General features: G+C 52.4%; 13 protein-coding genes and 2 pseudogenes. 4 read left to right on the forward strand and 11 right to left on the reverse strand.

Annotation, left to right across the window (positions count from 1 at the left end):
• Positions 1-159, forward strand: a pseudogene (locus OGY37_RS17250) (IS1 family transposase); the annotation flags it as partial.
• A 312-nt stretch (positions 160-471) separates the two neighbouring features.
• On the opposite strand, the gene OGY37_RS17255 reads toward OGY37_RS17250, so the two are convergent.
• Positions 472-3,480 (reverse strand): Tn3 family transposase, encoded by a 3,009-nt coding sequence (locus OGY37_RS17255; protein WP_012817690.1) that lies wholly within the window; start codon positions 3,478-3,480, stop codon positions 472-474.
• A 163-nt stretch (positions 3,481-3,643) separates the two neighbouring features.
• On the opposite strand from OGY37_RS17255, the gene OGY37_RS17260 reads away from it, so the two are divergent.
• Together OGY37_RS17260 and OGY37_RS17265 are read left to right on the forward strand one after the other, a co-directional pair.
• Positions 3,644-4,216 (forward strand): recombinase family protein, encoded by a 573-nt coding sequence (locus tag OGY37_RS17260; RefSeq protein ID WP_001556711.1) that lies wholly within the window; start codon positions 3,644-3,646, stop codon positions 4,214-4,216.
• Positions 4,217-4,224: 8 nt separating this feature from the next.
• The gene (locus tag OGY37_RS17265; RefSeq protein ID WP_004118313.1) at positions 4,225-4,629 is read left to right on the forward strand and encodes an ArsA-related P-loop ATPase; all 405 of its coding nucleotides are present in this window, start codon (positions 4,225-4,227) and stop codon (positions 4,627-4,629) included.
• A gap of 30 nt (positions 4,630-4,659) precedes the next feature.
• Here the strand turns inward: OGY37_RS17265 and arsC are convergent, their stop codons facing one another.
• The 5 genes from arsC to arsR are packed head-to-tail and all read right to left on the reverse strand — an operon-like array spanning position 4,660 to position 8,968.
• On the reverse strand, positions 4,660-5,085 hold the full coding sequence (gene arsC, locus OGY37_RS17270) for a glutaredoxin-dependent arsenate reductase (protein ID WP_000065758.1): 426 nt from the start codon (positions 5,083-5,085) through the stop codon (positions 4,660-4,662).
• Between the two features lie 12 nt (positions 5,086-5,097).
• Positions 5,098-6,387, reverse strand: a complete 1,290-nt coding sequence (gene arsB / locus OGY37_RS17275; protein WP_000922630.1) for an arsenite efflux transporter membrane subunit ArsB — start codon at positions 6,385-6,387, stop codon at positions 5,098-5,100.
• Between the two features lie 48 nt (positions 6,388-6,435).
• A complete protein-coding gene (gene arsA / locus OGY37_RS17280; protein ID WP_001556710.1) occupies positions 6,436-8,187 on the reverse strand; it encodes an arsenite efflux transporter ATPase subunit ArsA in 1,752 nt (583 codons plus the stop codon).
• Between the two features lie 17 nt (positions 8,188-8,204).
• A complete protein-coding gene (gene arsD / locus OGY37_RS17285) occupies positions 8,205-8,567 on the reverse strand; it encodes an arsenite efflux transporter metallochaperone ArsD (protein WP_000783215.1) in 363 nt (120 codons plus the stop codon).
• Positions 8,568-8,614: 47 nt separating this feature from the next.
• Entirely contained in the window at positions 8,615-8,968 is a 354-nt protein-coding gene (gene arsR, locus OGY37_RS17290) for an As(III)-sensing metalloregulatory transcriptional repressor ArsR (protein ID WP_001114073.1), read from the reverse strand.
• Between the two features lie 397 nt (positions 8,969-9,365).
• Between arsR and OGY37_RS17295 the strand changes: the two genes are divergently transcribed.
• The gene (locus OGY37_RS17295; protein ID WP_013087234.1) at positions 9,366-10,343 is read left to right on the forward strand and encodes a tyrosine-type recombinase/integrase; all 978 of its coding nucleotides are present in this window, start codon (positions 9,366-9,368) and stop codon (positions 10,341-10,343) included.
• 212 nt (positions 10,344-10,555) lie between these two features.
• Here the strand turns inward: OGY37_RS17295 and OGY37_RS17300 are convergent, their stop codons facing one another.
• The 5 genes and pseudogenes from OGY37_RS17300 to OGY37_RS17320 form a co-directional block, all read right to left on the reverse strand.
• The gene (locus OGY37_RS17300) at positions 10,556-10,972 is read right to left on the reverse strand and encodes a type II toxin-antitoxin system YafO family toxin (protein WP_023338064.1); all 417 of its coding nucleotides are present in this window, start codon (positions 10,970-10,972) and stop codon (positions 10,556-10,558) included.
• Positions 10,963-11,490 carry a hypothetical protein gene (locus OGY37_RS17305; RefSeq protein ID WP_225986326.1) on the reverse strand — a complete coding sequence of 176 codons (528 nt, stop codon included), beginning with the start codon at positions 11,488-11,490 and terminating at the stop codon, positions 10,963-10,965. The genes OGY37_RS17300 and OGY37_RS17305 overlap by 10 nt, the downstream gene beginning before the upstream one ends.
• Before the next feature lie 124 nt (positions 11,491-11,614).
• Positions 11,615-12,400, reverse strand: coding sequence for a DsbA family protein (locus tag OGY37_RS17310; protein WP_013087230.1), 786 nt, complete (start codon positions 12,398-12,400; stop codon positions 11,615-11,617).
• A gap of 336 nt (positions 12,401-12,736) precedes the next feature.
• Positions 12,737-12,928, reverse strand: a pseudogene (locus OGY37_RS17315) (plasmid partitioning/stability family protein); the annotation flags it as partial.
• A gap of 15 nt (positions 12,929-12,943) precedes the next feature.
• A protein-coding gene (locus OGY37_RS17320; RefSeq protein ID WP_286619986.1) for an IS1 family transposase occupies positions 12,944-13,641 on the reverse strand; the annotation gives its coding sequence in 2 pieces (ribosomal slippage) (positions 12,944-13,392 and positions 13,392-13,641; 699 coding nt in all).
• Between the last annotated feature and the right edge of the window lie 55 nt (positions 13,642-13,696).

The raw sequence follows: 13,696 nt of genomic DNA on the forward strand, positions 1-13,696 counted from the left end.
TCACTTAAAAAACTCAGGCCGCAGCCGGTAACCTCGCGCATACAGCCGGGCAGTGACGTCATCGTCTGCGCGGAAATGGACGAACAGTGGGGCTATGTCGGGGCTAAATCGCGCCAGCGCTGGCTGTTTTACGCGTATGACAGGCTCCGGAAGACGGTTGAGGAGGGTTGCCAAGAGTCGCCTATTTATATGCGCCCTATTTTCTCACCAATTTCTTGAATAAATGACATAACGTTTTTTTGAATCGAAGTTCGATAAACTCGATTAACTATTTATTATTTAATATGTGCCAACATAAAAATCAGAATGGTAAAAGCTAATCAATCCCACAATAAGTTTAATGATGCTTATTGTAGAATCATCCTCTTCCATTTTTGCATTGCTTTTAGATAAAGCTATTGGCTTATCAAAAGCATGTTGTAATCGTACAGCTAAGAAGGGGTTTGAGAGCCAATGGAACGAAAACGTACGCTAAGAAGTTAATTCATTGTTTAAATTGAAATTTAGTTCTCTCAGTTCCCCCTTCAAAATATCCTCCGGTAGCGTAAACGTATAATGCCCCAGCATATTGATATGCCCGTGCATCAGTGGGGACAACCGGGCGATATCTTCAACCCCGATTTCTTCTCCATTACTGCGTATCCAGCTCAGGGCTTCCTGCATATAAAGTGTGTTCCACAGTACCACTGCGTTAGTGACCAGGCCCAGTGCCCCCAGCTGATCTTCCTGACCTTCACGATAGCGCTTTCTGATCTCACCGCGCTGCCCGTAGCAGATCGCCCTCGCCACAGCATGGCGGCCTTCCCCCCGGTTTAGCTGCGTCAGGATCCGCCGACGATAATCCTCATCATCAATATAATTAAGAAGGTACAGCGTCTTGTTGACGCGCCCCACTTCCATGATCGCCTGTGCCAGCCCTGATGGGCGCGAGCTTTTCAGCAAAGAGCGAATGAGTTCTGAAGCATGAATGGTGCCCAGTTTCAGCGAACCGGCGGTTCGCATCATCTCATCCCACTGATCCTCGGCTTTCGACAGATCGGCACAACCACGTGCCAGTTCGTCCAGTGCACCGTAATTTGCCGATTTATCCACTCGCCAGAATACCGCTTCACCGGCATCGGCAAGCCGGGGGGAAAACTGGTATCCCAGCAGCCAGAAGAGGCCAAAAATAATGTCGCTGGTACCGGCTGTGTCTGTCATGATCTCAACCGGATTCAGCCCTGTCTGCTGCTCCAGAAGGCCTTCCAGCACAAAAATGGAATCTCGTAATGTGCCGGGGACAACGATGCCGTGGAATCCAGAGTACTGATCAGAGACGAAGTTGTACCAGGTGATGCCACGTCCGGAACCAAAATATTTTCTGTTAGGTCCTGAATTGACGGTTTTCACCGGCGTGACAAAGCGCATGCCATCAGCTGAAGCCACTTCGCCACCACCCCAGCGGCCAGCAAGCTCCAGTGTGGACTGAAAATCAACCAGGCGGGCATTGGCGCTGACCAGCGTTTCTGCCCGGAGGTAATTCTGTTTTACCCAGCTAAGCCGGTGGCGCGTCAGCGCCGGTATATTGTGCTTTATCAGCGGTTCCAGCCCGATATTGCAGGCCTCTGCCATCAGGACCGCGCACAGGCTGATGTGCAGATCCTGTGCCCGGGCCCCGGATTCACTGACATGCGTAAACTCACGTGTAAATCCCGTTCTGGCATCTATTTCAAGCAACAGTTCCGTCAAATCTACTGGCGGGAGTAGCAGCCTTACCCGACTGTTGAGACGATGCAACGATGTTGGCTCCTCCAGTTTCTCCAGGCTGCTGATAGTCAGGGAAGGATGTTTACCGTCATGGCAAATATGAACCTCCGCATTTCCTTCAAAGCGGGATGCGACGGTTTTCCAGGTTTCATCTAGCTGGACCGCCAACTGTTGCACGCCTTTATGTCCATCAGTGGGATGTCCCAGCGCCCGGCAAACGGGGACCCGCTGAGCCTGCCATTCTTCCCCCTGCAACAGCTTCTCGCGGGGATTTCCCCAGCGATCGCTGTTTTCGAGCCAGATGTCCCTTCGACGTAGTGCATCCTGAAGGCGCTCCAGCAGACAAAGCGAGTAACCGGCACGCTGTATCCGGCCCTCCGCATCGTATACCAGGCGTTTCCAGGGGCCGGTAATAATATGTTCAGGCGCATTGTCCAGGATGCGCTTTTTCGAGCAGTTCAGTTCGGTCAGATAATGAATGGCGGACAACGTATGTTCTCCGGCTGGCGCTGCCTGGAAATGCAGGTCGCGCAATACCGCCGGAAGAAAGCGCTTTACCCGCCCGTACTGCTCCACCATTTCGTCATGGAAATTGTTGTTCTGAGGCCGGGCCAGCTCATTTACCTTGCAGACGGATTCTGCCAGCCTGCTTTTCGGTATGCTGTTGAATATGGTCTCCCTCAGTTCAGCATCGTCAGCCTGTTCATCCAGCAACAATGAACATGCCCGCGCCAATATTAGCGCAGCACGATCAAGATCTTTAAGCGTCCTGAGCCGTTTTTTCTGCCCCGTTTTCTTCGCCGCACGAGTGATATCCAGTATCAGCATATCGAGCACATCAACGGCCTCATCCAGCGCCGCAGTCTCCTGCGCTTTAACGAATGCTGTGAGTACGGCCAGTTTTCTCTGCTGTGGCATTCGCGCGATATATTTTACCGACGCCATGCCTGCGTAACGGGCCAAATTACGCAGTTGTATAGCAGGCAGACCGGTAAAATTCAGTCGGGAAAATTCCAGGTTTCGCAGCCGGATATACCGCTCCAGCGCTTCGGTAAATGCCGGGCCGCTGACGGTGACCGGTCCCTTTTTCAGTTGCTCCAGCGGTGAAGTACGCTGCCCCTCAGGAATGTCCAGAAGCTCCGTCACGCGGGCGGTCTGCCAGCTGTCCGGCAACGCGGCCAGTTTCTTCCACAGCCGCTGATTTGCCCGTTCGCGTATTTCACTGACGAGACGTACAAGTGTGGTTGCTCCGGGCAGCAGGACCTTATTCTGAAGCAGCCACGCGGTGGCAAAATCAAACATAAGGCCGGGTCGCTCATTACTGAGCCATGCGCGGGTGTACAGCAGGCGCTTCAGGCGGAAAGACCAGGGGAAATCGCCAAATTCATGGTAACCGTAATATTCCTTAATCAGCGCAGTATGCTCTCTGAGGGTGGTAACCCGTTCTGCGTAGCGGGTAAGGACTTCCGGACGGCGAATATTAAGCTGCACCGCGACAAATTGCTGAACACCTGGCAGAACCCGGGTTAAGTCTGTCAGAAAGGTGCCCAGAAAACGGGCGGTGGTGAGCTGAAGCGCAATTCCCAGCCGGTTATGCCTTCCCCGCCGCTGGTTAATGAAGGCAAGATCCCGCTCATCAAGATGAAAATAGCGCGCCAGCTGCACGTCATTGGGTTCTGCAACATAGCGACCATAATTCAGTTCCTGCTCAGTGGTCAGAAAATCGACGGGCATACCGGCCTCCCTGCCTGATGGTCATGAATTAACAATTTCGCAACCGTCCGAAATATTATAAATTCTCGGACACACTAAAATGGTGTTGTCTAGGTGTCTATTAAATCGATTTTTTGTTATAACAGACACCCACTGTCCGATATTTGATTTAGGATACATTTTTATGCGACTTTTTGGTTACGCACGGGTATCAACAAGCCAGCAGTCCCTCGATATTCAGATCAAGGGGCTTAAAGAGGCGGGGGTGAAAGCCAGTCGCATATTTACCGACAAAGCATCCGGCAGTTCTACCGACAGGAAAGGACTGGATCTGCTGCGAATGAAGGTGGAGGAAGGTGACGTCATCCTGGTGAAGAAACTCGACCGGCTTGGCCGCGACACTGCCGATATGATCCAACTGATAAAAGAATTCGACGCTCAGGGAGTCGCGGTCCGATTCATAGACGACGGGATCAGCACCGACGGTGAAATGGGGAAAATGGTTGTGACCATTCTTTCAGCTGTAGCCCAGGCCGAACGCAGGAGGATTCTGGAGCGTACGAACGAAGGACGGCAGGAGGCCAGGCTGAAAGGTATCCGGTTTGGCCGAAAGCGCATCATCGACAGAAATAGTGTACTGGCACTTCATCAGCAGGGAACTGGTGCAACAGATATTGCCCGCCGGCTCAGTATTGCCCGTTCCACTGTTTATAAAATTCTGGAAGATGAGAGCCGGGTTAATCTGAGCAAAATTTGAGGACGAACATGAGTGATGTAAAGGCATTCAACAATTGCATGAGTGTGTTCTGGCGACAGCATGAAGCCGAATTCTCTCGCTTTCTGACATCGAAGACAGGTGATAGCGAAAAAGCAGCAGACCCGGAGAAGACGAAGGTGATTATCGTGACGCTTGCCGAAACGACACCTGTACTGGAAGCCGCTAACCTGCAGCAGGATCTACGCCGAGCTGGCATCGAGCCGTGGGCATGGGTCGTTAATAACAGCCTGGCAGCTGCTCAACCGTCTTCGCCTTTCCTGAAGATCAGGGCGAACCGCGAGCTGCCTCTCATCTCTGATGTGGAAGAGCAGTATGCAAAGCGTATTGCATTAACAGCGCTACAGAGCGAAGAGCCGGTTGGTATTGACCTGCTGGAAGAAATGGCGAAGTAATAATGAAGGGGGCAAATGCCCCCTTCGTCTTTATTTCAGTCTTTTACCTGAATCATCAACGACTTTTTCACCGTCTTCCTTGGTGAAAGCCGCTTTCTGGGCATCTGGAAGGATATCGAGAACAACCTCTGAAGGACGGCAAAGTTTAGTTCCCAGTGGCGTCACTACGATCGGACGGTTGATCAGAATCGGATGCTGTAGCATAAAGTCGATGAGCTGGTCGTCAGTAAATTTATCTTCTGCAAGACCCAGTTCCTCATACGGCTCGACGTTCTTACGCAGCAAAGCCCGGACGGAAATGCCCATATCCGCAATGAGTTTGAGCAGCTCATCGCGTGAAGGTGGAGTCTCAAGGTAAAGAATAACGGTCGGCTCGATACCGCTGTTGCGGATCATCTCCAGCGTATTACGCGACGTGCCGCAGGCTGGGTTGTGATAAATGGTGATGTTGCTCATATCAGTATCTCATTACAAAGTGAAAGAGAGACGTAGCGCCAGCGCGGCCAGCGTTACAAACAGCACAGGCAGAGTCATGACGATCCCGGTGCGGAAATAGTATCCCCATGTGATGGTCATGTTCTTCTGTGAAAGGACATGCAGCCAGAGCAACGTTGCCAGGCTACCAATAGGTGTAATTTTCGGTCCAAGATCGCAGCCAATCACGTTGGCAAAAATCATCGCCTCTTTGATAACGCCTGTTGCAGTGCTGCCATCAATAGAGAGAGCACCAACCAGCACGGTAGGCATATTGTTCATGATGGAAGAGAGGAAAGCCGTCAGGAAGCCAGTACCAAACGTCGCGGCCCAAAGTCCTTTATCTGCCAGCACGTTCAACACACCGGAGAGGTATTCTGTTAGTCCGGCATTACGCAGACCATAGACCACCAGATACATTCCCAGAGAGAATATGACGATCTGCCATGGCGCACCGCGAAGCACTTTGCCAGTGTTAATGGCATGGCCTCGCTTCGCCACCGCAAACAGAATGACAGCCCCTACAGCAGCAATCGCACTGACCGGGATACCCAACGGCTCAAGGACGAAAAAGCCAACCAGAAGAAGGATCAACACTATCCAGCCGGTTCTGAAGGTTGCCAGATCTTTAATCGCTTTTGCCGGTGCTTTCAGGAGAGCCAGGTCGTAAGTTGGCGGAATATCTTTGCGGAAGAACAGATGCAGCATCACCAGCGTGGCGATAATGGCTGCGATATCCACCGGCACCATTACCGACGCATACTCAGTGAAACCCAGCCCAAAGAAGTCTGCAGAAACGATGTTAACCAGGTTGGACACGATAAGCGGCAGACTGGCCGTATCGGCAATAAACCCGGCGGCCATGACAAATGCCAGCGTAGTGCCTTTGCTGAAACCTAATGCAAGCAGCATGGCGATAACAATTGGCGTCAGAATCAATGCCGCACCATCGTTGGCAAACAGTGCCGCCACCGCTGCGCCGAGCAAAACGATATAGGTAAACAGCAAACGCCCGCGACCGTTACCCCAACGTGAAACGTGCAGCGCCGCCCATTCGAAAAAGCCCGATTCATCGAGCAGAAGGCTGATAATAATCACGGCAATAAAGGTCGCCGTCGCATTCCAGACAATATTCCACACTACAGGGATATCACCAAAATGGACTACGCCAGAGATCAGCGCCAGTACCGCGCCCAGCGTCGCACTCCAGCCGATCCCTAATCCCTTCGGTTGCCAGATAACCAAAACGATGGTCAGGACAAAAATAGCGCCTGCCAGTAACATAAATCCTCCAGACAGGACGGCTTTGCCGCCCTGTATATACAAAAAAAATTAAACAACCAGCTCTCTGAGTTTCTCGATGCCAGTGGGCTCTGCAGCCATTACCGGTACTAACGCTATGCGGCTTGCATGCTGGTTTTTCACAACCTCGATTTGAGGACGCTCTTGTAGGGCGCGCTGGCAAAGCAGCGGCGATTGCGTCTGTGCAATCGAAAGGCTGTTATTGATAATCCAGCCCCAGGGATGAATCCCCGCACGTTCAAGATCGGACTGCAGGTTTGCCGCTTCCAGTACAGGTGTGGTTTCAGGCAGAGTGACCAGCAAAACTTTGGTACGTTCCTGGTCCTGAAGCTGCATCATCGGAGTGGTAAAATGACCTTTATCCCCCATCTTCCTGGCAATCTCACGGTGATAAGCCCCGGTAGCATCAAGCAGTAATAGCGTATGCCCGGTAGGTGCCGTATCCATGACCACAAACCGTTTGCCAGCTTCACGAATTACGCGTGAAAACGCCTGGAACACCGCAATCTCTTCTGTGCAAGGAGAACGTAAATCCTCTTCGAGCAGCCGTTTCCCAGCCTCATCCAGATCCCTGCCTTTCGTCTCAAGAACATGCTGACGATAGCGTTCAGTTTCATCGTGAGGGTTGATTCGGCTGACCTGCAGATTTTTGAGGCTGCCATTGAGCGTTGTACTGAGATGTGCAGCAGGATCTGAGGTGGTGAGATGCACATCAAAACCCTTATCCGCCAGACTGACGGCGATAGCCGCAGCCATTGTGGTTTTGCCCACACCACCTTTGCCCATCAGCATAATCAAACCGTGTTCACTGCGGGCGATATCATCAACCAGGACAGACAACGACATATTCTCTGGCTTGTTCTGTGGGCTTTGTTCAGGAAGCGATGTTATCTCAGCGTGTTCGTTGAGCAGGCCTTTCAATGCGGATACACCAACCATGTTCAGCGGCTGCAGGTATAAGTTGTCTGTCGGCAAATCAGATAACCCGGCAGGAAGATTTGCCAGCGCCTCTTGCTCCCGTTGCCATATTGCAGCGGCCAGTGCATCACGTTCTGCTTCGCTCGCAGGCAGGACACCGTTAATGACTAAATACTGATTTTTAAGGCCAATAGCTGATAATTCGTCATGAGTACGAGCGACTTCCTGCAGTGTTGATTTTTGCAATCGCGCGACCAGCACAAGGCGAGTTCGTTCAGGATCGGATAATGCCTCAACCGCATGAGCATATTGCTCGCGTTGTTTTTCCAGCCCAGCCATTGGACCAAGACAGGAAGCACCATCCGGGTTACTTTCGATGAAGCTGCTCCAGGCTCCGGGAAGCTGAAGAAGGCGAATAGTGTGGCCAGTTGGGGCAGTATCAAAAATGATGTGATCAAAGCGGGTCAGCAGAGAAGCGTCAGTCAGTAAGCCAGTAAACTCGTCGAATGCAGCGATCTCTGTCGTACAAGCTCCTGAAAGCTGTTCACTGATGCTGTTAACAACGTCATCAGGCAAAAGACCTTTAATAGGGTCAACGATTCTGGCGCGGTATTGCTGGGCGGCGTCCTGCGGGTCAATCTCCAGAGCCGAAAGACCAGACACAGCAGTCACGGGCTGGATAGTGTTACCGATAGTCTGATCGAATACCTGACCGACATTGGAAGCCGGGTCGGTACTGACAAGCAGAACACGCTTTCCCAGTTCAGCCAGACGTATAGCCGTTGCGCAGGAAATCGAAGTTTTGCCTACACCTCCCTTACCGGTGAAAAACAGGTAAGACGGGATATTCTCTAAGAATTTCATATGTCCTCCTGACATACTCAACAACAGGAAGTTTTACCACCACAGCAACTGGTGGAAGCTAAACCCACCTTTTCCAGCGGTATACCAAACCAGCGAGCCAGTTCAGCGCGTTTTGGGTATCGCCCGGCCATCACCGTTTCACCATCAAGCAACAGCAGCGGAAGCCCTTCAGCTCCAGAAGCCTCAAGGAATGCTTTCGCTTTTTCGTTCTCAACGAAGCTCATAGGCTGCTGCGCCAGGTTATAACGTTCGATCTGAACCCCACGCCCTTTCAGCCATTGCACATCAGCAGAAAAATTGACCAAAACCTGATCGACATCTGAACCACAAACGCCGGTACTGCAGCACATCGCCGGATCAAACACCGTTAACATTTTCATCTTTAACACCTCATATTCGTAAAAACATATATGTACAGGCAAAATTTTTAGATACAAACAGCCTTACCGCTGCCAGAGCAGTTGGCCGATGCCAGCTTACGGGCGATGGCCTGTACGTCGTCCTGTTGACTTAACCAGGCCTGCTCAATCACCAGGGCAGCCCAGGAAGGAATATGCGGGGATAAGCGATAATGAACCCATTTCCCCTGCTTGCGATCCAGCAACAGGCCACTTTCCCGAAGCATCGCCAGATGGCGGGAGGTCTTGGGTTGTGATTGTTCCAGCGCTGTGCAGAGATCGCATACGCACAGCTCCCCCATCTCCCTGAGCAGTAGCACGATACCCAGGCGGGTTTCATCAGATAGTATTTTGAAAAGTTGTAGGGATGCAATTTCTGGCATTATGTACTCCTGCTATGAATGGGTATTGTCTCTCCACCAAAACAAGAAGTCAAAATCATATGTGTTTTCTCGCATGTGAGTGCAGGTGTCACTATGCGGTTGAAAAACGACCTGATGTGCGATCGTTACGTTAGTTGGGTAGGTAAAAAAGTCATTTGAGGCTAAAACATTGCTTAGTGCGGGCTTTCAGTTCATAGAGAAGAATGAATAATATCAATTATAACAATTGGTTATTTCCTTAGCGTACGTTTTCGTTCCATTGGCCCTCAGACCCCAAGAACAAGTGCTTCAAGTCTACTTATTAAAATGTACCTTTGAAAAAGTAGACTTTCTGCGGTACGCTCTGACAGTAAGTTTGCCCCCGATTTTTTACGCAGCGCGCCGGACGGAGCCCGACATGATCCTGATTCCCGATGACGAACCGGAGCTGAGTCTGCCCGCAGCCAGTGAGGAATTCCTGCCGGCGCTGTCAGGTGAGAATGCCCCGGTCAGCCCGGCCCGGGCCTACCTGCTTTCACTCAATTCCCACCGCAGCCGGCAGACCATGGCCTCGTTCCTGAACATCGTCGCCGTTATGCTCGGAGCTGCCTCCCTGGAGTCCTGCAGCTGGGGCAGCCTGCGGCGCCATCACGTGATGGCCGTGACCGAACTGCTGCGCGACACCGGCCGGGCCACCGCCACCGTCAACACCTATCTTTCGGCACTCAAGGGCGTGGCGAAGGAAGCCTGGATGCTCAGGCTGATGGACGTGGAGAGCTTCCAGCACATCCGGGCGGTCCGTAACCTGCGCGGCAGCCGTCTTCCGCGCGGCCGGGCCCTGCCGCCGGAGGAGATCCGGGCGCTGTTCGGTGCTTGCGAGGCCGATGACTCCAGCATTGGGGTGCGCGATGCGGCGATGCTGGGTGTCATTCTCGGCTGCGGCCTGCGACGCTCGGAGGCCGTGGGGCTCGATTTGTGTGACATTGTCACAGATGAGCGGGCGCTCAGGGTACTGGGTAAGGGGAACAAGGAAAGGCTGGCCTATATGCCGGCGGGCACCTGGCAGCGGCTCAGAAAGTGGATCGATGACGTGCGGGGAGAAAAAGACGGGCCGCTGTTCACCCGTATCCGCCGCTTTGACACCCTGACGAACGACCGGCTTACCGACCAGACGGTGTACCATGTCCTGCAGGTGCGCCAGCGCCTGGCTGGGATTGCAAAATGCGCACCGCACGATTTAAGGCGAACCTTTGCGACCTCCATGCTGGATAACGGCGAGGACTTAATCACTGTAAAGGATGCCATGGGGCATGCCAGCGTCACCACCACCCAGCAGTACGATCGCCGCGGCGAAGCGCGCCTGCGCACGGCTCGTGACCGTCTGGATCTGATATGAACTTAATAACATACCAAGATGATAAGTTAACAAGATAGTGTGCAAAGATGCTCGCAGGCTGCGCGATTTTCTCGAATGGTTCAACAGTGGAACTTCCGTTAAAGTAGGTCTGCCGGTTATCCTGCTTCCCCTTCTGAACCGGGGTGGTTTGGATATGCGGGATGGCCGGTCCTTTTCGTTCTTTCGCCGGGTACCATATGTGATTTTGAGGGTTATGAAGCGTGAAAATCTTCTGCAACTTCAGAAAAGTAGCTGAGTAACCGGGTATCTCTCGCTGGCATACGTTCATGAGCCGGTGTTATCAGCCCCATCAGCAGAAAGCGGCCGCTATCCCACATGTGTTCTGTGTAAATGAGATAATGATCTGAGGTACGGTTGTAATTCTCTTGTCTGGCACTCCAGGTGAGCTGGAAATGCAGATTAACGTGAATATGCTGGACGTTAGCATCGACAGCGAATGGCGGGAAATCAAAGGGGGCGTCCCTTCCAAGGAGATTCGACGGTGCGCCAGTTGATTTATACGTGATGAACTCTGCCTGTAGCTGACTCTCCAGCTCAGGGTAAACGGCAAACGTGGGCTGGAAAAACGAATCCCACGTGACATGACTGTACTCAGCCGTTAACGCCATTTGGCCGCAGCCCTGTCGCCTGAATCCAGCAGGTGATTCATGGCCGAGAGGTTGATTCCAGAGTCACGCACTTCTGTCGTTCGCGTGATTTGATCAATCAGACTAAGGTAGTTTTTGGTCGCAAGACTGACCATCTTAATGGCCTTAAAGAACGCAAACTCAACAGAATTCCTGTCATACGACTGAATGATGTTTTTTTCCGGCAACATCAGAACAAAGGACTCTGCGATACCTGCGACATGGATAGTATGATTTCTGATGTCGCTGGCGACTTTGATAGCGCCGGAGAAATCGCTGTCTGCATACCGGGCCAGCTCAATGCGACTTGAGCGTAATTCTTCAGCTACGTCATTGAGAGCAACAGTGAGCTCGCTGATATCGGTTTTGTTGACTCTGGAGCCCATTTCGTAAACCCGTTCAACAATCGTAGGCTGACACGCAACCGCTTTGGGTTGCGGCTGGAAACTGGCAAGAACCAGTGCCACTGCGGCCTGCAAGTGCTGGATTTTAAATTTCACGACGACGGACTCCATAATCATCATCTCTCGACGAGGCGCTGCATTTTACTACTGAACTTAACTATATGCTAAAAAAAGTTGGTTGCATATGTGGCTGGCACAGCAAACAGGAAATTGAAATCCTCTATCTGGCCGTGGCTTTCAGGATTGCTGCCTGGAGTCTTTCAGCGGTTACGGCTTCCGGGAAAACCGTGATGGTATCAGGAGTCGCTCCGCTAACGGGCATGACGATGATCCCCGGCGTTCCGGTGAGTCCCAGCGCCTCAGCCAGGTTACTGTTTTTCTCCAGGGATGCGGTATGGTCGCCAGGAGCTGGGGTGGTCAGTCCCGCCTTTGACGCTGCTCCGTGAATATCCTCCGCCGTCAGTTTGCCTTCATTATGACCGGTGGCGTAGATGGCATTGTGATAGGTGACATAGGCCTGCGGCCCTTTCTTTTGCCAGACCGTCAGCCCCTGCTGTGCTGCCTGAAATGAAGCTTCCCAGCGACCACCAAAAATTGGCCACTCCTTAAAGTGGTAGCGGACGTCCGGCTGCGCTTTCATAACCTTCTCCAGCTCCGGCGCAAAGCGGCTGCAGAACACGCACTGGTAATCAAAGAATTCAATCACCGCGACTTTTGCATTTTCAGGCCCGTAAGCCGGTGTGTCCGGATCATGCAGAAGGTTCGCCTGATTCTCCATCACGCTGAGTGCAAACATTTTCTGCTTACGTACCTCCTGCTGTTCCTGCAGCTTTTGACTGACCGTCACGAGAATCTCCGGGTGGGAGATCAGATAGTCGGCAGCGATTTCTCCGATACGAGCCTCCTGCTCCGGACTGAATACCGCCTGAGGGGCCGAAGCGTGTGCCATTGAAACAAAGCCAATGTATGTTGTAACTATTAATGCAGTTAATTTGTTTGCTTTCATAGATTGATTCTCATGGTCAAAAGGGGATTAACGTTCTTTCTGAATGGTTCGGGTGAGAGTCTGTTCTTCACGCTCCGGCGTGCGGCCGCGTTCAGTATTTTCTGCCGCCCTGAGCATGTCGCGTTCCGCGTTTGCCAGATCTGCAATCACACGCGATGCCCGCGACTGTTCACCGGATGCCTTGTCAGCACCTTCCAGCTCACTTCTGACGCCTGCAGCGGCTTTTATTTCCCGTCCATCGGTGTTTTCCTCACCTCTCACCCTGGCGATTACATCTGCATCCGGGTTGAGTGGTTCCGGTTTACGCGGGTTAATGTCTTCCGGTTTCAGTCTGATCACCTCTTCCTGTGGAACTTCCGCTACCGGCTCGGCAGACGCTGTCGGTTTCTCCGGTACTGCTGCCTTATTCACGCCAGCAGTACCGGCCATCTGCTGAACCAGAACCTGCAGCTCGCTGATCGTGGCGGGCGGTACCGGCATGCTGGCCAGCAGACGCGGCAGCTCTGGTGCTGTCGTGTGCAGGGCCAGGGTAATGACTCCAATTTACTGATAGTGTTTTATGTTCAGATAGTGCCCGATGACTTTGTCATGCAGCTCCACCGATTTGGAGAACGACAGGGACTTCCTGCCCAGCCTTGCCAGATGCTGTCTCAGATTCAGGTTGTGTCGCTCAATTCGCTGCGTGTAACGCTTACTGATGACGTGCAGTTTTCCCTTCAGACGTGACTCATACATCGGCCAGCCGTCCGTCATCCATATCACCACGTCAAAAACTGACAGCAGGCTCAGAAGACGCTCCAGTGTGGCCATAGTGCGTTCACCGAAAACGTGGGCTACCACCGCCCTGCGTATCCTGTCATACGCGTAAAACAGCCAGCGCTGACGTAATTTTGCACCGACGTAGCCCCATTGCTCGTCCATCTCCGCACAGACAATGACATCACTGCCCGGCTGTATCCGGGAGGTTACTGACTGCGGCCTGAGTTTTTTAAATGGCGCAAAATGGTGTTGAGGCCCACGCCCATTAGTCGTGCGGTGGCACGGCAACCGACGCCGTTCATAGCCATATCAATGATTTTCTGGTGTGTACCGGGCTGAGAAGCGGCATAAGTGAAGGTGAGCTGCCATGTTTTACGGCAGTGAGAGCAGAGATAACGTTGATGCCCGGCAGTACTTTTGCCATTACGCATCACGCCTTCAGTAGCGGAACAGGAGGGACAGCAGACGGAGACTGAAGCCACGGGAGCACCTCAAAAACACCATTATACACTAAATCAGCAAGTTGGCAGCATTGCC

It is taken from the genome of Citrobacter sp. Cpo030 (assembly GCF_030333005.1).
Classification (GTDB): domain Bacteria; phylum Pseudomonadota; class Gammaproteobacteria; order Enterobacterales; family Enterobacteriaceae; genus Citrobacter; species Citrobacter portucalensis.